The 19,964-nt window shown below is 63.6% G+C and carries 19 protein-coding genes; 10 read left to right on the plus strand and 9 right to left on the minus strand.

Features of this window, described 5'->3' with window-relative positions; translation table 11 throughout:
- The first annotated feature begins 3 nt into the window (after window positions 1–3).
- From R3X27_RS06580 to comE, 6 genes are read left to right on the plus strand one after another with little or no spacing between them, the layout of a single operon-like run.
- A complete protein-coding gene (locus R3X27_RS06580; RefSeq protein WP_317708035.1) occupies window positions 4–1,095 on the plus strand; it encodes a Gfo/Idh/MocA family oxidoreductase in 1,092 nt (363 codons plus the stop codon).
- On the plus strand, window positions 1,092–2,099 hold the full coding sequence (locus R3X27_RS06585) for an aldose epimerase family protein (protein WP_317708036.1): 1,008 nt from the start codon (window positions 1,092–1,094) through the stop codon (window positions 2,097–2,099). Before R3X27_RS06580 ends, R3X27_RS06585 begins: the two co-directional genes overlap by 4 nt.
- Window positions 2,096–3,550, plus strand: coding sequence for an NAD-dependent succinate-semialdehyde dehydrogenase (locus tag R3X27_RS06590; protein WP_317708037.1), 1,455 nt, complete (start codon window positions 2,096–2,098; stop codon window positions 3,548–3,550). The genes R3X27_RS06585 and R3X27_RS06590 overlap by 4 nt, the downstream gene beginning before the upstream one ends.
- A complete protein-coding gene (locus R3X27_RS06595; protein WP_317708038.1) occupies window positions 3,547–4,473 on the plus strand; it encodes a hydroxyacid dehydrogenase in 927 nt (308 codons plus the stop codon). The genes R3X27_RS06590 and R3X27_RS06595 overlap by 4 nt, the downstream gene beginning before the upstream one ends.
- A 15-nt stretch (window positions 4,474–4,488) precedes the next feature.
- The gene (gene comD, locus R3X27_RS06600; protein WP_317708039.1) at window positions 4,489–4,995 is read left to right on the plus strand and encodes a sulfopyruvate decarboxylase subunit alpha; all 507 of its coding nucleotides are present in this window, start codon (window positions 4,489–4,491) and stop codon (window positions 4,993–4,995) included.
- Window positions 4,992–5,546 (plus strand): sulfopyruvate decarboxylase subunit beta, encoded by a 555-nt coding sequence (comE, locus tag R3X27_RS06605; RefSeq protein WP_317708040.1) that lies wholly within the window; start codon window positions 4,992–4,994, stop codon window positions 5,544–5,546. Before comD ends, comE begins: the two co-directional genes overlap by 4 nt.
- 153 nt (window positions 5,547–5,699) lie before the next feature.
- On the opposite strand, the gene R3X27_RS06610 is transcribed toward comE, so the two are convergent.
- The 9 genes from R3X27_RS06610 to R3X27_RS06650 all read right to left on the minus strand — a co-directional run bounded on the left by R3X27_RS06610 (window position 5,700) and on the right by R3X27_RS06650 (window position 16,694).
- Window positions 5,700–6,638 carry a DMT family transporter gene (locus R3X27_RS06610; RefSeq protein WP_317708041.1) on the minus strand — a complete coding sequence of 313 codons (939 nt, stop codon included), beginning with the start codon at window positions 6,636–6,638 and terminating at the stop codon, window positions 5,700–5,702.
- Window positions 6,639–7,053: 415 nt separating this feature from the next.
- A complete protein-coding gene (locus R3X27_RS06615) occupies window positions 7,054–7,320 on the minus strand; it encodes a hypothetical protein (RefSeq protein WP_317708042.1) in 267 nt (88 codons plus the stop codon).
- A gap of 72 nt (window positions 7,321–7,392) precedes the next feature.
- The gene (locus R3X27_RS06620; protein ID WP_317708043.1) at window positions 7,393–8,199 is read right to left on the minus strand and encodes a PaaX family transcriptional regulator C-terminal domain-containing protein; all 807 of its coding nucleotides are present in this window, start codon (window positions 8,197–8,199) and stop codon (window positions 7,393–7,395) included.
- A 178-nt stretch (window positions 8,200–8,377) separates the two neighbouring features.
- Window positions 8,378–10,408 carry a phenylacetic acid degradation bifunctional protein PaaZ gene (paaZ, locus tag R3X27_RS06625; RefSeq protein ID WP_317708044.1) on the minus strand — a complete coding sequence of 677 codons (2,031 nt, stop codon included), beginning with the start codon at window positions 10,406–10,408 and terminating at the stop codon, window positions 8,378–8,380.
- A 22-nt stretch (window positions 10,409–10,430) separates the two neighbouring features.
- Entirely contained in the window at window positions 10,431–11,621 is a 1,191-nt protein-coding gene (locus R3X27_RS06630; RefSeq protein WP_317708045.1) for a cytochrome P450, read from the minus strand.
- Complete coding sequence (locus R3X27_RS06635) at window positions 11,621–12,973, minus strand: TRAP transporter large permease (protein WP_317708046.1); 1,353 nt, start codon at window positions 12,971–12,973, stop codon at window positions 11,621–11,623. The genes R3X27_RS06630 and R3X27_RS06635 overlap by 1 nt, the downstream gene beginning before the upstream one ends.
- A complete protein-coding gene (locus R3X27_RS06640; RefSeq protein WP_317708047.1) occupies window positions 12,970–13,473 on the minus strand; it encodes a TRAP transporter small permease in 504 nt (167 codons plus the stop codon). The genes R3X27_RS06635 and R3X27_RS06640 overlap by 4 nt, the downstream gene beginning before the upstream one ends.
- Before the next feature lie 62 nt (window positions 13,474–13,535).
- Complete coding sequence (locus tag R3X27_RS06645; protein WP_317708048.1) at window positions 13,536–14,570, minus strand: TRAP transporter substrate-binding protein; 1,035 nt, start codon at window positions 14,568–14,570, stop codon at window positions 13,536–13,538.
- A gap of 84 nt (window positions 14,571–14,654) precedes the next feature.
- Complete coding sequence (locus R3X27_RS06650) at window positions 14,655–16,694, minus strand: 3-hydroxyacyl-CoA dehydrogenase NAD-binding domain-containing protein (RefSeq protein WP_317708049.1); 2,040 nt, start codon at window positions 16,692–16,694, stop codon at window positions 14,655–14,657.
- 101 nt (window positions 16,695–16,795) lie between these two features.
- Here R3X27_RS06650 and paaG point away from each other — a divergent pair, with 101 nt between their 5' ends.
- The 4 genes from paaG to R3X27_RS06670 are packed head-to-tail and all read left to right on the plus strand — an operon-like array spanning window position 16,796 to window position 19,939.
- Window positions 16,796–17,581, plus strand: coding sequence for a 2-(1,2-epoxy-1,2-dihydrophenyl)acetyl-CoA isomerase PaaG (paaG, locus tag R3X27_RS06655; RefSeq protein ID WP_317708050.1), 786 nt, complete (start codon window positions 16,796–16,798; stop codon window positions 17,579–17,581).
- A gap of 2 nt (window positions 17,582–17,583) precedes the next feature.
- Window positions 17,584–18,009: a hydroxyphenylacetyl-CoA thioesterase PaaI gene (paaI, locus tag R3X27_RS06660; protein ID WP_317708060.1), complete on the plus strand. Its 426-nt coding sequence runs from the start codon at window positions 17,584–17,586 to the stop codon at window positions 18,007–18,009.
- Between the two features lie 19 nt (window positions 18,010–18,028).
- A complete protein-coding gene (paaK, locus tag R3X27_RS06665; protein ID WP_317708051.1) occupies window positions 18,029–19,339 on the plus strand; it encodes a phenylacetate--CoA ligase PaaK in 1,311 nt (436 codons plus the stop codon).
- 3 nt (window positions 19,340–19,342) lie between these two features.
- A complete protein-coding gene (locus R3X27_RS06670; protein WP_317708052.1) occupies window positions 19,343–19,939 on the plus strand; it encodes a TetR/AcrR family transcriptional regulator in 597 nt (198 codons plus the stop codon).
- Window positions 19,940–19,964: the final 25 nt, after the last annotated feature.

The raw sequence follows: 19,964 nt of genomic DNA on the forward strand, positions 1-19,964 counted from the left end.
CGAATGACACTGAGATACGGGCTCATCGGATCCGGCATGATGGGTCAGGAGCATATCCGCAATATCCACCTGCTGGGTGGCTGCGAGGTCACGGCCATTGCCGACCCGGACGAGGGCATGCGCGCCATGTCGGTCGAGACCGCCGGCAATGGCGCGAAGGGCTTCACCAATCACAAGGACCTGCTCTCGGCCGATCTTTGCGACGTGCTGATGATCATTTCGCCCAATGACACCCATCACCAGATCATGCTGGACGTGATGGATAGCGGCAAACCGATCCTCTGCGAGAAGCCGCTCTGCACCACCGCCGAGCATTGCCGCGACCTCGTTGCCAAGGCCGAGGGGCGCGCCGCGCCGATCTGGGTGGCGATGGAATATCGCTACATGCCGCCCATGCAGCGCCTGCTCGACGAGATGGCGCAGGGCCGCATCGGTACGCCGCGCATGATGTCCATCCGCGAGCACCGCTTCCCATTCCTGCCCAAGATCGGCGACTGGAACCGTTTCAACGCGCGCACCGGCGGCACGCTCACCGAGAAATGCTGCCATTTCTGGGACCTGATGCGCTTCACGCTGCAAAGCGACCCGATCCGCGTCTACGCTTCCGGCAGTATGGATGTGAACCACGTCAACGAGACCTATGGCGGCCGCAAGCCGGACATTATCGACAACGCCTATGTCACCATCGACTTCGCCAATGGCACGCGCGGCATGCTGGACCTGTGCATGTTCTCCGAGGGCGCCTGGTGGCAGGAGAAGATCTGCGTGACCGGCGACACCGCTCGGATCGAGGCCAAGGTGCCCGGGCCACGCCGCTTCTCGCCCGATGGCAAGGAGCGGGACGCGCAGGTCGTAATGTCCGTGCGCGAGACCAAGGAGGTCCATGTCGAGGTGGTGGATGTTCCCAACGAGGTTCTGGAAGCCGGCGACCATCACGGATCGACCTATTTCCAGCATCAGAAATTCCGCGATCTTGTCCTCGCGGGCGAGGGCGAACCGGAGGTCACGCTGCGCGACGGACTCTGGTCCGTAATCGTCGGCGAGGCGGCAGAGAAGTCGGCCAAAACCGGCCAAGCCTATGAGGTGTCCCTATGAGCGGCGAAACCTTCGGCCAGATGCCGGACGGAACGACAGTCAAACGCTACACGCTCAAGGGTGGTGGCCTCACGGCGCATTTCCTGACCTATGGCGCGATCCTCCAGGATCTGCGGCTTGAGGGGCATGACGCGCCGCTTGTGCTCGGCTTCGATGCGCTCGACGACTATTTCGAGCATTCCAAGAGCTTCGGCATCACCGCCGGACGCTATGCCAACCGTATCCGCGACGGCCATGTCGAAATCGACGGGACGACCTACCAGCTCGACACCAATTTCATCGGCAAGCACCTGCTGCATGGCGGCGCTGTGGGTCTTGGCAAGCGGGTCTGGGAGCTGGCCGAGCTTGGCGCCGATTTCATCGTGCTGAAAATCCGCGCGGAAGATGGCGAGATGGGCTTTCCCGGCAATCTCGACATCAGCCAACGCATCACGCTCCGCGAAGGCGGCGTGCTCGATATCGAGATGAAGGCGGTCACGGATGCGCCGACACTCTGCAACCTCGCCCATCACAGCTATTTCAACCTCGGCGGCGAAACGGTCGCCGATCACCTGTTGCAGATCGAGGCGGAGAAATACCTCCCCGTCGATGACGAGCTGATCCCGAACGGCCAGCAGGTCGATGTCGCCTTCACGCGCTTCGATTTCCGCAGCCCGACCCAGATCGGACCGCGCAGCGCCGAGGGGCTGATCGACCACAATTTCTGCCTGTCTCCTGAGCGCGAAGCTCTCCGTCGCATCGCCACGCTCACCTGTCCGTCCTCCGGCGTCTCGATGAATGTGAACAGCACCGAGCCGGGCTTGCAAATCTTCGACGGCTCGCTTTTGAATGTCGCCATACCCGGTCTCGACGGACGCCGCATGGGTCCCGGCGCCGGCATCGCCATGGAGCCGCAGATCTGGCCCGACAGCCCGCATAACCCGGATTTCGCCCAAGCGATCCTGCGCCCCGGCGAGACCTACCGACAGCAGACGCAATATGTCTTCGCAAAGGACGTAAAATGACCGATTTCACCACCTACATGATGCAGTCCAACCTGATCGGCGGCGACTGGACCGGCGCCGACAGTGCCATGACCATCGATGTCATCAACCCGGCCACCGGCGAGGTGATCGGCACCGTCCCCAATTGCGGCACAGAGGAAACCAACCGCGCCATCGCCGCCGCCTCGGAGGCCTTCAAGACTTTCTCCAAGACGGACCTCCTGTTCCGCGTCAAGCTCTTGCAAAACCTGCATGACGCGCTGATGGACAACCAGAAATCGCTGGCGCTGTTGCTGACCACCGAACAGGGCAAGCCGCTCTTCGAGGCCATGGGCGAGGTTGCCATCTCGGCGGCTTACGTGCGCTGGTATGCCGAGGAAATCCGTCGCGCCAAGGGTGAGATCGTGCCCGCCCCGATGGGCGGACGGCAGCTTCTCGTCACCCGCCACCCGGTTGGCGTGGTCAGCGCCATCACGCCCTGGAACTTCCCCTCTTCCATGCTCGCTCGCAAGCTCGGCCCGGCGCTCGCCGCCGGCTGCACCGTCGTCGCCAAGCCTGCAACCGCGACCCCCTATTCCGGCCTCGCCTGGGGCAAGCTTTGTGACGAGGTCGGCTATCCCAAGGGCGTGGTGAACATCCTCACCGGCTCGGCCCGCGAAATCGGCGGCGCGATCATGGCCAGCAAGGATGTCCGCAAGGTGACCTTCACCGGCTCCACCGAGATCGGCAAGACGCTGATCCGCCAATCCGCCGACACGGTGAAGAAGGTCTCGATGGAGCTCGGCGGCAACGCGCCTTTCATCGTTTTCGACGACGCGGATGTCGATGCCGCCATCGAAGGCGCGATGATCGCCAAGTTCCGCAATATGGGCCAAACCTGCGTCTGCACCAACCGGTTCTATGTGCAAAGCGGCATCCATGACGCCTTCGTTGCCAAGCTCAAGGAGGCCGTCGCCGGGCTGAAGGTCGGCAATGGTGCCGAAGAGGGCGTCATGCAGGGGCCGATGATCGACATGGCCGCCGTGGAGAAGGTCGAGGAGTTCATCTCGGACGCCACCGAGAAGGGTGCGGCGATCGTCGAGGGCGGCAAGCGCCACGGCAATGGCGGCACCTATTTCGAGCCGACCGTCGTCACCGGCGCCACCGCGGACATGCAATTCGCCACGGAAGAAATCTTCGGCCCGCTGGCCGCCGTCTTCAAGTTCGAAGAGGAAGCGGAGGCCATCGAAGCCGCCAACGCCACCGATTTCGGCCTCGCGGCCTATGCCTATACCCGCGATGTGGGCCGGGTCTTCCGGCTCAACGACGCGCTGGAATACGGGCTGATCGGCATCAATGCCGGGCTCATAACCACAGTCGAGGCCCCGTTCGGCGGCATGAAGGAAAGCGGCATGGGCAAGGAAGGCGGCAGCCAGGGGCTCGATGACTATCTCGAAACCAAATATGTCTGCGTCGCGGGGCTCGGGTCATGACAATCCTCATCACTGAATTCATGGATGAAGCCGCCGTCGAGGAGATGAAGGCGAAAGTCGCAACCGAATACCTGCCGGATCTCGCGGACCGGCAGGACAACATTCCGGGTATGATGGCGGGCGTGGAGGCGCTCATCGTGCGTAACCGGACGCAGGTGACACCGGAGCTGCTCGCGGCCTCCCCCGACCTCAAGGTGGTCGGGCGGCTCGGCGTGGGCTTGGACAATATCAACCTGCCCGCCTGCGCGGAGAAGGGCGTCGAGGTCATCCCGGCCACGGGGGCGAACAATATCTCGGTGGCCGAATACGTCATCACCAATGCCTTCGTGCTGCTGCGGGGCGCCTATCAAGCCAAGCATTCCATGCTGAAGGGCGGCTGGCCGCGCATGGCCTGTGCCGGGCGCGAAGTTGGCGGCAAGACCCTCGGCCTGATCGGCTTTGGCGGCATCGCGCAGGAGACGGCGCGGCTGGCGAAGGGGCTGGGTCTGGCGGTCTGCGCCTCCGATCCGCTCCTGCCAGCCGAGAACCCGGCCTGGGAAGGCGTCGAGCGGCTGGAGCTTGGCGCGCTGCTGGCGAAATCGGACTTGGTCAGCCTGCATGTGCCGCTGCTGGACGCGACGCGCCACATGATCAATGCCGACTCGCTGGCGCAGATGAAGCCGGACGCCGTGCTCATCAACGCGGCCCGCGGCGGCGTGGTGGACGAGGCCGCGCTCGTGGCCGCAATGAAGGCGGAGAAACTCGGCGGTGCAGCGCTCGACTGTTTCGAGACCGAGCCGCTTACGGAGGCGGCCGCCGAGAAGTTCCGTGGCTGCGAGAACCTGATCCTGACACCGCATATCGCCGGGGTCACGGAGGAATCGAACACCCGTGTCAGCACGATGATCGCCGATCTCGTACTGGACCGGCTCGGACAAACCTGAGGAGGAGGAGGCCCCATGGCCAAGGATATCGACAGGCGGATCATACAGGATCTGCTCGACAACGGGGTGGATTTCGTCACCTCGGTGCCCTGCAAGCAGCTTGCCGGCGTGATCGAGGTGCTCGACGAAACCGAGGCGCTCAAGCATGTGCCCTGCAACAAGGAAGACGAAGGCATGGGCCTCTGCGCCGGCGCCTTCATGGGTGGCATGAAGCCCGCGATCATCATGCAGAACACCGCGCTCGGTGTGACGGTGAACTCGCTGGCGACGCTGATCCAGTTCTACCAGATCCCGCTGCCGATGCTGATCTCCTATCGCGGCGAAGTCGGCGAGCCCGTGGCCTGCCAGGTCGAAATGGCGCTGCACACCAAGGCGTTGCTCGCCCAGCTCAATATCCCGACCTATCACCTCCATCATGCGTCGCAGGTGGAAGAACTGCCGGGCATCCTGAAGCACTGCCAGATGTGCTCCAAGCCCGTTGCCATCCTGACCGATGCCAGCTTCTGGGGGAGCGCGACATGATCCGTTACGAGCTGCTTGAACTGCTGAAAGAGACCCTCACCGACGAGCTTGTGGTCTGCAATATTGGCTCGCCGAGCCAGGAATTGCACGCAATCGACGACCAGCCGAGCAATTTCTACATGCTCGGAACGATGGGGCTCTGTTCCTCCATCGGGCTTGGGCTGGCCATGGCGACCGAGAAAAAGGTCGTGGCCATCGACGGCGACGGCTCGGTGCTGACCAATATGGGCACGCTGGCGACGATCGGGAACAATCACCAGAAGAACTTCATCCTGGTGATCGTCGACAATGGCTCCTACGGCTCCACCGGTGACCAGCCGACCTATACTGGCGGGCGCACTTCGCTGGCAAAGGTTGCGGAGGCCTGTGGCTGCGACACGGTCGTGGAATGCTCCGCTGCCGACACGCCAGACGCGCTCAAGGCCGCGCTGGCCGGTGATGAGATGACGGTAATCATCTCCAAATGCGACAGCGGCAATCGCAAATGCCCCGTGATCACGATGAACCCGATCATGATCCGCGAGCGTTTCATGGCCGAGGTCGCGCGCTGACACGAATGCCCTGACCGGGACTTGGCGGGCCGCCCCGACAGGGCGGCCCGCTTGTATTTGGGAGATTCCCGCGTGGCAGGCCGGCACTGGAAGCTGTCGGTTGAAGACGCCGGACGCCCGCTCGGGCGAGGCGCCCCCCGATGGTTTCCGGAGCTAGGATTGTCTGGCTTGTCTGGCCCGCCTGCCACGGAGCCTTGCGAACAGACGCCCATCTGTGACGGAAAAGCCAAGTGCGATGATCGCAAAGCCTATCCACGCTTCCGCTTCCATTTGCTCGCCCAGAAACATCACTCCAAGGCCGATTGCGAAAGGCGGGATCAGCAAGGTGACAAGCAGGAGATTGGCAGCGCCCGCCCGGGCGAGAATGGCGAAATAGAGCAGATAGGCCAGTGCCGTGGACAAGGCAGCCACCCCCAGCAACGCGCCCCAGGTGGCAACGGACAGATCGAGCCGGGGTGGGCCATCGACGATGAAGACGATCGGGATCATCAGCAGGGTGCTTCCAGTCACCATTCCAAGCGCATTCATCAATGGCGGCTGCCCGGCAAGGCTGAGTTTTCCCCAGACCCCGGCGAAGGCGTATGACAGCGCCGCACCAAGGATGGCAAGCTGTGCCAGGTTGCTCGGGTCAAACCCGGTCAGGACGCGCGGCCCCATGATGAATGCCACGCCCACAAGACCCAACGCCGCGCCGACGATCTTCCGCGCGGTCAGAGGTTCGTCCTTCAACAGCAGTCCTGCAACAACCGCGGCGAACATGGCTGTTGTTCCGTTGAGGATGGATGCCAACCCGGCATCAATCTGGGTTTGTCCCCAGAAGATCAGAGAAAAAGGGATCGCGTTGTTGAGGGCGCCCATCACGAGATAGGCCCCCCAGACACGCGGCGCGCGCGGTATCGCAATTCCCTTGATCCGAACGAGCACCACAAGGATCGGAACCGCCCAGAACACCCTTTGGAGCGTGATAGTGAGGGGAGGAACCTCCCGCAGCGCGACCTCGGCAAAGAAGAAAGACCCGCCCCAGACAGCCGCAAGCGCAAGCAGCATGACCGTGGCTTTCAGGTCCATTGACGGAAAGGGTGAAGTCGTCATCGCGGGATCGTCCTTGGGCCAGCATTCATTGCCCTGCTACACACATCAGCCCCGACAGCACGACCCGGTTCTTGCGGATAGCATCAGGGATCCGTTCCCGTTCAGCATGAAAATCCTTGAGCGGGCGCGTGCCGGTCGAACGGCCGCATCAGGGAGCCTTCCGGACATGATCCCGTTTCTGGAACCGAACCATAGCCCCGAGGGCGATTGATTCTTGACCACGCAGGGTCGGTACGGGCCCGGTCTGTCACGTTTCTACAAAGATCGCCCACCGAGCGGGCAATCCACTGCGCCTGAGCACGGCTCAAGCCGAGTGGCGATGTCCCTGCACGCTCCGCCCCCGCTAACGGGTTACCGGATCTGTGGCGGGGGAAGAGCACGGGCGCCCTGGTGCCGTCGAAGCGCGCGGCCAGCCTCAGTTCACCTTGTCGGGCTTCCCGTTATCGTCCTGGGCCGCGTCCAGCCGGTCAGCCAGTTCTGCCAGCCGCTCACTCAGACCACGGACCTGGCTGGCATTCAGAAGGAACTGCTTGGCCACCCGTTTTTTCAGGCTCGGCTCAGTGCCATATTCGATCCGGACAACCCCGGCCTTGCCTTCCATTGCCGTCCCGGTCTTGATCCCGGTCACCGGGAAAACGGAAACGCCGCCCAGCGGGTGTCCTTCCCAATCCTTGTCAGCCATCCGCTCTCTCCTTCGCTGCCCGAAACCATTTTGGCCGGATGCGCTTCTCCTTGCCCCAATCCCGGGGCGCCCTCAAGAGAAAGCCGCTGCGCGCGGCGCATCAGGCGGAAGCCGCGTCAGCAATGCGCGCACTCGATTCCGGCATTCCTCCCCGCGCCAGGCCTCGGGGAAAAAGCGCGCGGGCAGGTTGGGCGGACGCAGGACCAGTCGACGCCAGGAATGCACGGCCAGCACCCGCAGCGCCTCTGTCTCCAACTGCGTCAGCTCAACGCCGTCAAGCGCAGCAGCCACCCGGTCCAGCGCTGACAGGAGAACTGCGCTTTCCTCGACCAGTTCCGGCGGGCAGACCCGCTGCTGCACCCAATCCGGCACGGACAACCCGCAGACATCCACGACCAGCAGCCCCTCCGCATCCGAGGGCGGCGGGCCAAGACCGACGAGGAGACACGGGCCAAGCTGCATATAGGCTTCGGTCAGCGCGTGCGCGTCCAAGGCGCGCCGCGCCTCGGCGGAGCCATCTTCGCCGATGAGCAGGTGCAACCGAGCATCCGCTGGCAAGCCAGAACCATAGATCCGGGGACTAGCCTCGGCGCATTGACGGCGACCGAACTCCGTCAGCGCGTGGGAGCTGCGCCGCCCGTCACGTCGGCTCTCGATCCAGCCATCCTTGCGCAAGCGATGCAACGCCACGCGCATTGCCTCCGGCCGGACCCCGAGGCACTCTGTGATCTGCGCCAGCTGCGTCCCGGAGAGCGACATGCCTGCTCCTTGCGCAATATCGCCGAAGATCGTGATGATGAGCGACCAGACCCGATGCGGCCGGTCGCCCGAAAGTGCTTCACGACAGGTCTCGAATGTCTCGCTGACGGCAATCTCCATTGCGCCAATCTAGGCCTTCGCACCGCGCGGGACAATCGCAACCCACCGGCGACGCCGGAGGCCTGGCCTCGGGGGGAGCGCGCGCAGCCGCGCCGGGGGGCGGAGCCCCCCGCTTCCAGACAGACCGGCGCAAAGCGCCGGGGGGCGGAGCCCCCCGCCCCCGAACCGGTCCGCCGCCTCAGTGGGCGTTCATCGTCAGCAACTCGTATTCGGCGACCAGTTCGTCTTCCTGGTTGGTCAGGGTGACGTGCCAGCGCACCTCGCCATATTCCTCGTTGCGCCCGGTCTTTTTCTTCACCGTCAGGCGCACCTTGATGCTGTCGCCGGCCGAGACCGGCTTCATGAAGCGCAACCCGTCGAGCCCTGTATTGGCCAGCACGGGGCCCGGGTTCGGTTCGACGAAAAGCCCGGCGGCGAAGGAGAGGAGCAGGTAGCCATGCGCCACCCGGCCGGGGAAGAACGGGTTCGCAGCAGCCGCGTCTTCGTCCATATGGGCGTAGAACGTGTCGCCGGTGAACTCGGCGAACTGTTCGATATCGGCCAGTGTGATCTGGCGCGAAGGGCTGTGGATCGTCTCGCCGATCACCAGCTCGCCGAATTTGCGCGTGAACGGGTGCGCCGGCGCTTCAAGCTCCTTCGCACCGGGCACCCAGTTGCCGCCGATGGCTGTAAGAATGTCGGGCGAGCCTTGCACCGCCGTACGCTGCATGTAATGCATCACGCCGCGAATGCCGCCCATCTCCTCGCCACCGCCCGCGCGCCCCGGCCCGCCATGGACCATGTGCGGCAAGGGTGAGCCATGCCCTGTACTCTCCTTCATCGAGTCGCGGTTGTTGAAATAGAGCCGGCCATGGAAGGCCGCCGTGCCGAGCGCGATCTCCCGCGCCGCCGCCGGGTCATGGGTGATGACCGAGGCCACGAGCGAGCCCATGCCCTTGTTCGCCAGTTCCACCGCGTGACCGATATCGCGATAACCCATGATCGTGGAGACCGGACCGAACGCCTCGGTGTCGTGGACCCGTTCGGCGCTATCGGGATCGGCACAGTGAAAGAGCATGGGCGGCACAAAGGCCCCGGCCTCGGCATCCGCGCCTTCCACGGAAAAGCTTTCCGGATCGCCAAAGACCCGCTCCGCTTCGCGGCCGATGACCGCCGCCTGTTCCAGCACGTCGCGCTTCTGGCTGGCCGAAACCAGCGCACCCATGCGGGTGCTTTCAAGAGCCGGATCGCCGATGGTCGTCTTGGCCAGCCGCGCCGAAATCGCTTCGATCAGCGCCGGAACCTGCGCCTCGGGCGCGATGATCCGGCGGATAGCGGTACATTTCTGGCCCGCCTTTGTGGTCATCTCGCGGTGAACTTCCTTGACGAAAAGGTCGAATTCCGGTGTGCCCGGTTCGGCATCAGGGCCGAGGATGGAGGCGTTCAGGCTGTCCTGCTCGGAGACAAACCGGATCGAGTTCTCGATGATATGCGGCGCGGAGCGCAGCTTGTTCGCCGTCCAGGCGGAGCCGGTGAAGGAGACCACATCCTGACAGGATAGGCGGCCCAGCATGTCGCCAAGCCCGCCAGACACCAGTTGCAGCGCACCGTCGGGCAGCAGCCCGCTTTGCAGCATGATCCGGACGCAGGCTTCGGTCACGTAGCAGGAGGCCGTGGCCGGCTTCACGATGGCCGGCACGCCCGCAAGCAGGGTCGGCGCCAGCTTTTCCAGCATGCCCCAGACCGGGAAATTGAAGGCGTTGATATGCACCGCGACGCCCTGCATGGGCGTGCAGATATGCTGGCCGAGAAACGTCCCGTTGCGGGAGAGCTGTTCGACATCGCCATCGAGATAGACATGCCCGTCGGGCAGCTCGCGGCGCCCCTTGGAGGCGAAGACGAACATCGTTCCGATGCCGCCATCAATGTCGATCAGGTGATCCTTCTGGGTCGCGCCCGTCGCGAAGGAGATGTCATAGAGCGCTTGCTTGTGCTTGCCGATCTCAATCGCCAGCGCCTTGATCATGCGGGCGCGGTCATGGAAGCTCATCGCGCGCAGGGCCGGGCCGCCCCTTGAACGCGCGTGGTCGAGCATTGCGGCAACGTCCAGCGCATCATTTCCGGCTTCGGCCATCGGCGCGCCTGTCACGGCCGAGCGGATGAGCCGGGCCCCCTCGCCGGGCGCAATCCATGCTCCGGCGGCAAAACTTTCAATCTGTTGAAGGGTCATTGCTGGTCCTCTGTTCAGGGCCTCAGGTCAGGGTGGCAGGCAGATAGGCATAGCCGCGAAAACGGATGCGCCCGCCGAGCTTTGCCCCGTGTGACAGGGCGTAATCGGGATAACGTTCGAGAAAACGGGAAATAGCGATGCGCCCTTCCATGCGCGCCAGCGTCAGGCCGACACAGGTATGGACACCGCCGGCAAAGGCGAGATGCTTGTTTGGACGCCGGTCGAGGCGCAACACGTCGGGGGCGTCGAAGGCGTCAGGGTCGCGATTGGCAGCCCCGATGCAGAGATGCAGGTCCGTCCCGGCGGGGATGGTCTCGCCATGGATCTCGACATTGCATGCCGTCAGCCGGTTGCCGAGCTGGTTGGGGCTTTCCATCCGCAGGAACTCGTCAACGGCTGTCGTGATCAGCCTCGGGTTGGCGAGAAGTTGCGCGCGGGCAGCCCGGTCGGAATCGAGCAGCGCCAGCGCATTGCCGATGAGGTTCGTCGTCGTTTCGTGGCCCGCATTCAGGATGAAGATGCAGTTCTGGTAGAGCTCGGTTTCGCTGAGGCCGCCGTCTTCGTCGGACTGGATGAGGCGGGTCAACACGTCGGTTTCCGCATCACCCGGATTGGCGCGTCGGTCCTCGATGATGTCCTTCAGGAAGGCCTTAAAATCATTGACCGCGCGGTTGCCACGCGCCTCTTGTTGCAGCGTCAGCTTCGGCTCCAACGCGCCGAGGATCGCCAGCGACCAGTCGCGCAGAGGAGCGCGCCGGTCGCGCGGGATGCCGAGCAAGTTGCCGATCACCTCTATAGGGATTGCGCCGGCGAAGCTTTCGATCAAGTCGGTCTCCGGCTCCCCCGCCACTTCGTCGAGGAGGTGATCAACCAGCGCTGTGAGCCCCGGCTCCATTTGTTCCAGCGCGCGCGGGTTCATCGCCCCGACCATGACCTTGCGGATGCGGGAATGCAGCGGGTTGTCGTTGAAGACGAGGCTTGTCGTGTGATGCTCATAGAGCGGGCTGCCCTCGCCGTATTTCGGACCGAAAACGGCTTTCTTGTCAGACAGGAATGTGTCGCTGTCGCGGTAAATTCGGTCGAGATCGGCATGGCGCGAAAGCAGGACGGAGCCGTCCGGCTGCCGACAGAGCGGCGCCTCCTCGCGCAAGCGGCGGTAGGTGGGCCAGGGATTCGCGAGGAACCCGTCCGGGAGGGCAGTCAGGTCGATCATCAGTGCCCCATCGCGCCCATCTGGTTGGGCAGGTAGAGTACCACGATCGGGACGAGCACGATCAGCGCCAGGCGGAAGATGTCGGCGATCCAGAAGGGGGTGACCCCCCGGAAGATCGTCCCCGTGGAGACATTGCCGACCACGCCGCGCAGGATGAAGACGTTGAGCCCGACGGGCGGGGTGATGAGCGAGATCTCGGTGACGACAACGACGACGATGCCGAACCAGATCGGGTCATAGCCGAGCGAGGTGACCAGCGGAAAGAAGATCGGAACGGTCAGCAGCAGCATCGAGAGGCTCTCGAAGACGCAGCCGAGGATGATGTAGATGCCGAGGATCATCAGGATGACGACGAAGGGCGAGACTTCATAGGCCGTGACCATGGCGATGAGCGCCTCGGGAAGCCCCGCAAGGTTGATGAAGTTGGAGAAGATCTGCGCGCCGATGAGTACAGCGAAGAGGGAGGCCGCGGTGAGGGCGGTTTCCTTCAGCACCTCGAAGGTCGACGAAATCGTCAACCCGCCACGCGAGAGCGCAATGAGGAAAGCGCCCATTGCGCCCATGCCAGCGGCTTCCGTGGGCGAGAAGGTGAGGTTGAGCGGCGCAAAATCGAAGGCGCCATAGAGCCCGCCAATGACGAGGAAGAACAGCAGCAGCACAGCCCAGACGGATTTCAGAGCCGAGATCCGTTCGCCCCAGCCGTGTTTCTCGCCTGCGGGGCCGCTTTCCGGCTTGCGCCAGACGGTCCAGCGCACGGCGAGCAGGTAGAAGAAGATGCCGAGGATGCCGGGGATGATTCCGGCCATGAAGAGCTTGCCGATCGAGGTCTCGGTCAGGAGGCCATAGATGACGAGGATGACCGAGGGGGGGATCAGGATGCCGAGCGTGCCGCCGGCGGCGATGGAGGCCGTGGAGAGCGAGTCGTGATAGCCGTAGCGGCGCATCTCCGGCATGGCGACCTTGGACATGGTCGCCGCCGTGGCGAGCGACGATCCGCAGATGGCCGAGAAGCCGCCACAGGCCGCGACCGTTGCCATGGCGATGCCGCCGCGCATATGGCCGAGAAAGGCGTTTGAGACGGCGTAAAGCTCCTTCGCCATTCCGCCCTTGTTGACGAAGAGCCCCATGAGGATGAAGAGCGGCACGACCGAGAGGCCGTAATCCTGCGCGGTGTCGGTGATCTGGCGGCCGACCATGGACATGGCCGCCTTCATGCCGCGCTCGTCGAAGATCGAGCCGCCGCGTTCATAGGCAAAGCCCAGCGTGCCGACGAACCCCATTGCAAAGACGATGGGCATACGGATGAGGACGAGCACCAGGACGATGCCAAAACCGATCAGGGCGGCGGTCATGTGCGGTTCTCCAGGAGCTTTGGGGCGACAAAATACAGGATGCCGGTGAGGATCAGCACAAGGGCCGTCACGGCGGTGGAGGCTGCGATGAACCAGCCGATATAGAAGGTCGGGATGCCGAGATATTCTGTCACGTCGCCATAGTCGCGGGCGCGTTCGGCAAGGATCCAGACGCGCTGGATCGGCCACCAGAGCATCACGCCGCAGGCGAGGCTGACCAGCCCGTCGCGGACATTGTGCAGGCGCATATAGTCGAACCAGGGGTCGGTCAGGTCGACCGAGATATGGCTGCCATGGCCGGAAACGACCGGCAGAACGGAGAAGACCATGATCGCCATGAGGATCCGCGTCAGCTCCGTTGCCGCCTCGATGGGCGCGTTGAAGACGGAGCGCAGGATCACGTCGCAGAAGGTCATCACCATCAGGGTGAAGAGCGCGACACAGGCGAGATAGACGGGTGCCCGCTGCAGGGTGCGCCCGAGATCGACAAGTGCTTTCATGGGTCCGGCCCCTCCCCCGGGCCTTGAGCGGGGCCGGCGCTTGGCCGGCCCCGAAAGCGGGATCAGTTGGCGGCCATCTCGGCCTTGATCATGTCATAGGCGGCCTGACCGTCGATGCCGGCGGCGGAGACTTCCTCGATCACCTTGGCCTGGATTGCCGTGGCCATATCGGCAAACGTCGCAAGGTCTGCCTCGGAAGCCATGTTGATCGCATTGCCCTCGGTTTCCTCGGTCGCCGCGCGGCCGGTCGCGTCGATATCGTCCCAGATCGCGCCAATGGCGCGGGACAGCGGCTCACCAAAAACCTTCTCTTCCAGCGCGGCCTGCAGATCTTCCGGCAAGTCGGCGAATGTGTCTTCATTCATGATGAAGGCGAAGGAGCCGCGATAGAGACCGCCGGGCAGCTCATAGACATTCTGCGCCACTTCCGTGAGCTTGAAGCCCTTGCGGCTTTCCATCGGCATGACAACGCCGTCAGCGGCCTTGGAGGCAAGCGTCTCATAGACCTTCGGTGCCGGAACCTGGATGCCCGTCGCGCCAAGCGCCGCGCCGACATCGCCGCCAACACCGCCCGGAATGCGCACCTTCATGCCCTCGATCGCGTCGAGCGACGTTACAGCTTCCGAGGAATGGAGCTGCGCCGGACCGTGCGTGTGCAGCGCAATCAGCTTGACACCACGATGCTCCTTGGCGGCGGCGAGATGGGCCTCATAGGTCCGCCAATAGGCAACAGAAGCGGCCTCGGCAGAGCCTTCATAGCCCGGCAGTTCGATCAGCTTGGTGGCAACAAAACGGCCCGGCTGGTAGCCGTGAAAGATGATTGAGGCATCGGCGGCGCCATCCATGATCAGGTCCATCTGTGCGGGCGGCGGCGCGATGCCGAGCTTCAGCTCCGCCGTCACCTTGCCATCGGTTGCCTCCTCGACCATCTCGATGAATTTCGGCCACATGGCGGCGTTGATGCCATGCGTCGGCGGTGCCCAGCTGGAAATCGTCAGCGTGTAATCGGCGGCAAAGGCGGCGGCCCCCGTCAGCGCCCCCGACACAGCAAAAGCGGCGCCGGCAAGCAGCCCGCCCAGTTTTGTGAATTTGGCCATGATGTCCTCCCAGAAATGGCATTCGTTTCGTTCGCAACGAGTTTGCTAACAAAGACTCGTTGCACTTGCAATTAACTTATCCTGTCAGCCCGTTCTCGAGAGCCGGTTCGACAGGGTCCAGGAACCGGGGCTCTCCGCCGCCACCTCCCTCATGATCCGGGCCGTCTCCTCCCAGCCCGTCTCGCGCGCATGCTGCATCGGCCCGCCCCGCCAGCGCGGGAATCCGTAACCATGCAGTTTGACCACATCGACAGCGGCATCGCTCTCGGCGATCCCTTCTTCGACAATCCGCGCGCCCTCATTGGCCAGAACGGCCATCAGGCGTGCAGAGATCTCCTCCGGTGCAAAGCTCCGCCGCGAGACGCCCTTTTCGGCCGAATAGGCCTCGATCATCGCCTCGATAGCAGTGTCGCGCAGCGGCTTGCGGCTGTTCTCGTCATAGAGATACCACCCACTTCCGGCGCGTTGGCCGAAGCGCTCCTGCTCGCAGAGACGGTCAGCGATCTCGACATACCGCTCGGATGCGGAGCGGGTTGCGGCCTGCCGCTGACGATTGGCCCAGGCGATTTGCAGCCCGGTCAGGTCACCCAGCTCATAAGGCCCCATCGGCATGCCGAACGCGCGCATGGCGGCGTCGATCTGATAGGGCAGCGCGCCATCGGCGAGCAGGTAATCGGCCTCGCGACGGTACGCGGCGAGCATGCGATTGCCGATAAAACCGTCGCAGATACCGGACAGAACCGAAATCTTGCGCAGCCGCTTTCCGAGGGAAAAACCGCTGGCGAGCACCTCTGGCTCTGTCTGAGGCATCTGCACGATTTCCAGCAGTTTCATAACATGAGCCGGCGAGAAAAAATGCAGGCCAAGGCAACGGGACGGATTGGGGATGCCATCAAAGATCTCGCGCGGGTCGAGATAGGAGGTATTGGTCGCGAGGATCGCATCCGGCCCCATCTCGGCAGCGAGCCTTGCGAAGACGGAACGCTTGACCTCGACATCCTCGAAGACGGCTTCCACCGCCAGATCGGCCCCGGAAGCCGCGCTGTGCTCCTCCGAAACAGCGAAACGCGCCAACCGTTCGACAACCTGCTCGGACGTCGCCTTTCCACGATCCCGCGCGGATTTCACGAGATTGTGGACCCGTGCTTCGGCGGCCTTTGCAGCCGGTATGTTCTGCTCAAGGATCGTCACAGAGAGACCGGCATTGAGCATCGCAGTTGCGATCCCGGCCCCCATCAACCCGCCCCCGACAACCACCGCTCTGTGTATCTCGCGCGGAGCCACCCCCTCGATGGCCTTAGGCCGTGCGACGGCGCGTTCGGCAAAGAAGGCATGGCGCAAAGAGCGGGATTGCGGAGAATTGCGCAGGTCCAGATGTTTCGCGCGCTCGCGCGGTTGGGCTTCGGAGAAGGGCAGGATCGCCATGCGCAGCGCGTCGAGGTTCTCGAACGGCGCGGTTTGACCCTTTGCTTTCCGGGCAATTTCCGCGCGTTTCGCCTCGATCAGATCGGCCGGATAGGCCATCAGCGGACGTCGGCTCACGGCCAGTGGACGATCCGGTTGCTCGGCAAGAAAATCCTCGGCCGCCGCGCTCAACTCACTGTCGGCAATCGCGTCAATCCCGCCAAGCGCAAGCATCTCTTCTGATTTTAACACCTTGCCGAAACACGCAATGTCGATGGCTGGCTCCATGCCAATCAGGCGTGGAAGCCGTTGCGTCCCGCCAGCTCCGGGGATCAGCCCTACATTGACTTCCGGCAGACCGAACCCGGCCTCCGGCGCAGCAATCCGCCACGCACAGGCCATGGCAATCTCCAGCCCGCCGCCCAGAGCCGCGCCATGAATCAGCGCGAGGAACGGCACTTGGGATTCCTCGATGGCCTGCACCACGTCCGGCAAATGCGGTTCCTGCGGCGGCGCGTCGAATTCCGACATGTCCCCACCGGCAACAAAGCTTCGCCCGGCACAGCGCAACACCGCCACACGGGCGCCTGCCACCTCCCGGACGGCCCGCAGCAGCCCCGCCCGCAGCGCGGTCGAGGTGGCGTTGACCGGCGGGTAGTCGAGCGTCACCCAGGCGATATCACCCTTCCGCTCTACCGTGACCGTCGCCTGTTGCGGCATGCCCGCGCTCTCCTTGCCAGAATCAAAATCTTTCCGATTTATTGACCAACCGTTCGGTTTATGCAAGAAGGATCTCGGAATATTCGAAAAGCAAACGGGCCATGAGCGATACAATCATTACAGAACGCGCGGAAAACTGGGTTGAAATTACCCTGAATCGCCCTGACCGGCTGAACAGCTTCAACGAGGAGATGCATCGCGCCCTGCGCACCGCGTTGGAAGAGGCACGTGATTCGAACACCCGCGCGGTGCTGCTGACCGGCGCCGGACGCGGCTTTTGTGCGGGTCAGGATCTCGGTGATCGGGATCCATCGAAGATGGAGGGCCCGCCCGATCTGGGCCACACGGTTCGGACATTCTATGCGCCGCTTGTGCGCCTGATCCGGTCGCTGGAGATGCCGGTCATCTGTGCCGTCAATGGCGTCGCCGCCGGCGCTGGTGCCAATCTCGCGCTGGCGTGCGATATTGTGCTCGCCGCCGAGAGCGCGAAATTCATCCAGTCTTTCGCCAAGGTCGGGTTGATTCCAGATACCGGCGGAAGCTGGCACCTGCCGCGGTTGATCGGCGAGGCCCGCGCCAAGGGGCTGGCCTTCACAGCACAACCGCTCAAGGCGAAACAGGCCGAGGAGTGGGGCTTGATCTGGAAGGCCCTGCCCGATGCGACGCTCATGGAGGAGGCCCGCGCAATGGCCGACAGCTTCTCCAATGGCCCGACGCTTGGCTTTGCGCAGACAAAGGCCTGCATCCAGGCCGCAGCGACGGACAGTCTCGACGCCCATCTGGATTTGGAAGCCGAGGCGATGAAGCTTTGCGGCGAGAGTGCGGACTATGCGGAAGGTGTTGCGGCCTTCCTTGAGAAACGCGCACCGGAGTTCAAAGGCCGATGAGCATGACACCGAAGGCACGCGCTGAACGTTCGGCAGCGGCGATGTGGGCCAATGATCCGGCGACCCAATGGTTCGGCATGGAGTTGGTCGAGGTGGACGAGGGACGTGCCGTGATCTCGATGCGCGTCGAGCCGCATCACTGCAACGGGCACGGAACCTGCCATGGCGGGGTCAGCTTTTCGCTCGCCGACAGCGCCTTCGCCTTTGCCTGCAACAGCCGCAATGTCTCGACCGTCGGACAGCATGTGATGATGAGCTATCTCGCCCCCGGCCGCGCGGGCGAAAGGCTCACCGCCCGCGCCGAGGAGATCTCGCTGACCGGGAGAAGCGGGATCTATGACGTGCGCGTCACCAATCAGGAAGGCCAGGTGATCGCGGAGATGCGGGGATGTTCCCGCGCGATCAAGGGCCACCATTTCGAAGAATAAGAGTTCTGGGGAGGACGACATGAAAGACCTGACGCCGAGGCGCGAAGACCTCGATCCGATCGAAATCGCATCCATCGACGAGATCCGCTCGCTTCAGTTGGAGCGGCTGAAATGGACCCTGCGCCATGCCTACGAAAGTGTGCCGATGTACCGCCAGCGCTTCGACGAGAAGGGTGTCCACCCGGACGACCTCAAGAGCCTGAAGGATCTGTCGAAATTCCCCTTCACGGTGAAAACGGACCTGCGCGACAACTATCCCTTCGGCCTCTTCGCCGTCCCGCGCGAGCAGATCCGCCGCGTCCACGCTTCCTCCGGCACCACCGGCAAGCCGACCGTTGTCGGCTATACCGAGAACGACCTGAGTAACTGGGCCGATCTCGTCGCCCGCTCCATGCGCGCCTCCGGCACCCGGCCGGGCGACATCGTCCACGTCGCCTATGGCTACGGACTGTTCACCGGCGGGCTTGGCGCGCATTACGGCGCAGAGCGTCTGGGCTGCACCGTGGTTCCGATCTCCGGCGGGATGACACAGCGGCAGGTCACGCTGATCCAGGATTTCAAGCCCTCCACGATCATGGTCACACCCTCCTACATGCTCAACATCCTCGAAGAGATGCACCATGAGGGGATCGACCCGCATGACTGCTCGCTCGAGGTCGGCATCTTCGGCGCCGAGCCCTGGACGGACGCGCTGCGCCACTCCGTCGAGGCCGCGTTCGACATGCATGCGGTCGATATCTACGGACTCTCCGAGATCATGGGGCCGGGGGTGGCCAATGAATGCGTCGAGACCAAGGACGGGCTGCATATCTGGGAGGACCACTTCTTCCCCGAGATCATCGACCCCGTGACCGGTGAGCCGGTCGAGGATGGCGAGATGGGCGAACTGGTCTTCACCACGCTGACCAAGGAAGGCCTGCCGATGATCCGCTACCGGACGCGGGACCTCACCCGGCTCCTGCCCGGCAGTGCGCGGTCGATGCGGCGGATGGAGAAGATCACCGGGCGCAGCGACGACATGATCATCCTGCGCGGCGTCAATGTCTTCCCCAGCCAGATCGAAGAACAGGTCGTGGCGACCGGCGGGCTGACCAATCATTACCAGATCGAGCTTTTCCGGGCCGGCCACATGGACGCGATGCGCATCCATGTCGAATGTGCCCCGGATTCAACAGACGAAGCATCCAAGACCGCCGCCGCCCGCGTTCTCTACAAGCACATCAAGGATGTGGTAGGGGTCTCCACCGAAATCGATATCCGCGACCCGGGCGAGGTGGACCGTTCCACCGGCAAGGCGGTGCGGGTTGTCGACAACCGTCCGAAAGGGTGAACCTTGGTCCGCACAATCGCCAAAGATCACGACGAGAAGCGCAAGCAGATCCTCAAATCCGCCGCCAAGGTCTTCGCCGATCAGGGCTTCGACCGGGCCTCGATGAGCCTGCTGGCGCGGGAATGCGGGATCTCCAAGGCGAATATCTACCACTATTACGACGGCAAGGACGCGCTGCTCTTTGACATCCTCGACACCTATCTGCAGGAGTTGCGCGAGACGATCTGCGGCATCGAGTTGGACGGGCTGTCACCCACCGAGCGTCTGCATGCCATCGTCGCGGCGACGCTGAAGGCCTACCAGGGCGCGGATAACGAGCACCGTGTGCAGACCACCGGCATCTCGGCGCTGCCCCCCGACCAGCAGGACGTCTTGCGCGGTTACCAACGGGATATGGTGCAACAGATGTCCGAGGCGATCCGGGCAGCGGCGCCAGAGGTGTTCGAGGGTGAGAAGGGCAAGCTCTATTCGACCACCATGTCCGTCTTCGGCATGCTCAACTGGTTCTACATGTGGAACAGTCATGCCGGGGCGGAGGCGCGGGAGGATTATGCGCGACTGGTGAGCGACCTGACATTGAAAGGCGTTCGCGGGATCTGATTCCCGGGAAGGTCCGGCGTGCGCA

This window comes from Tropicimonas sp. TH_r6 (assembly GCF_033101155.1).
Taxonomy (GTDB): Bacteria; Pseudomonadota; Alphaproteobacteria; order Rhodobacterales; family Rhodobacteraceae; genus Tropicimonas.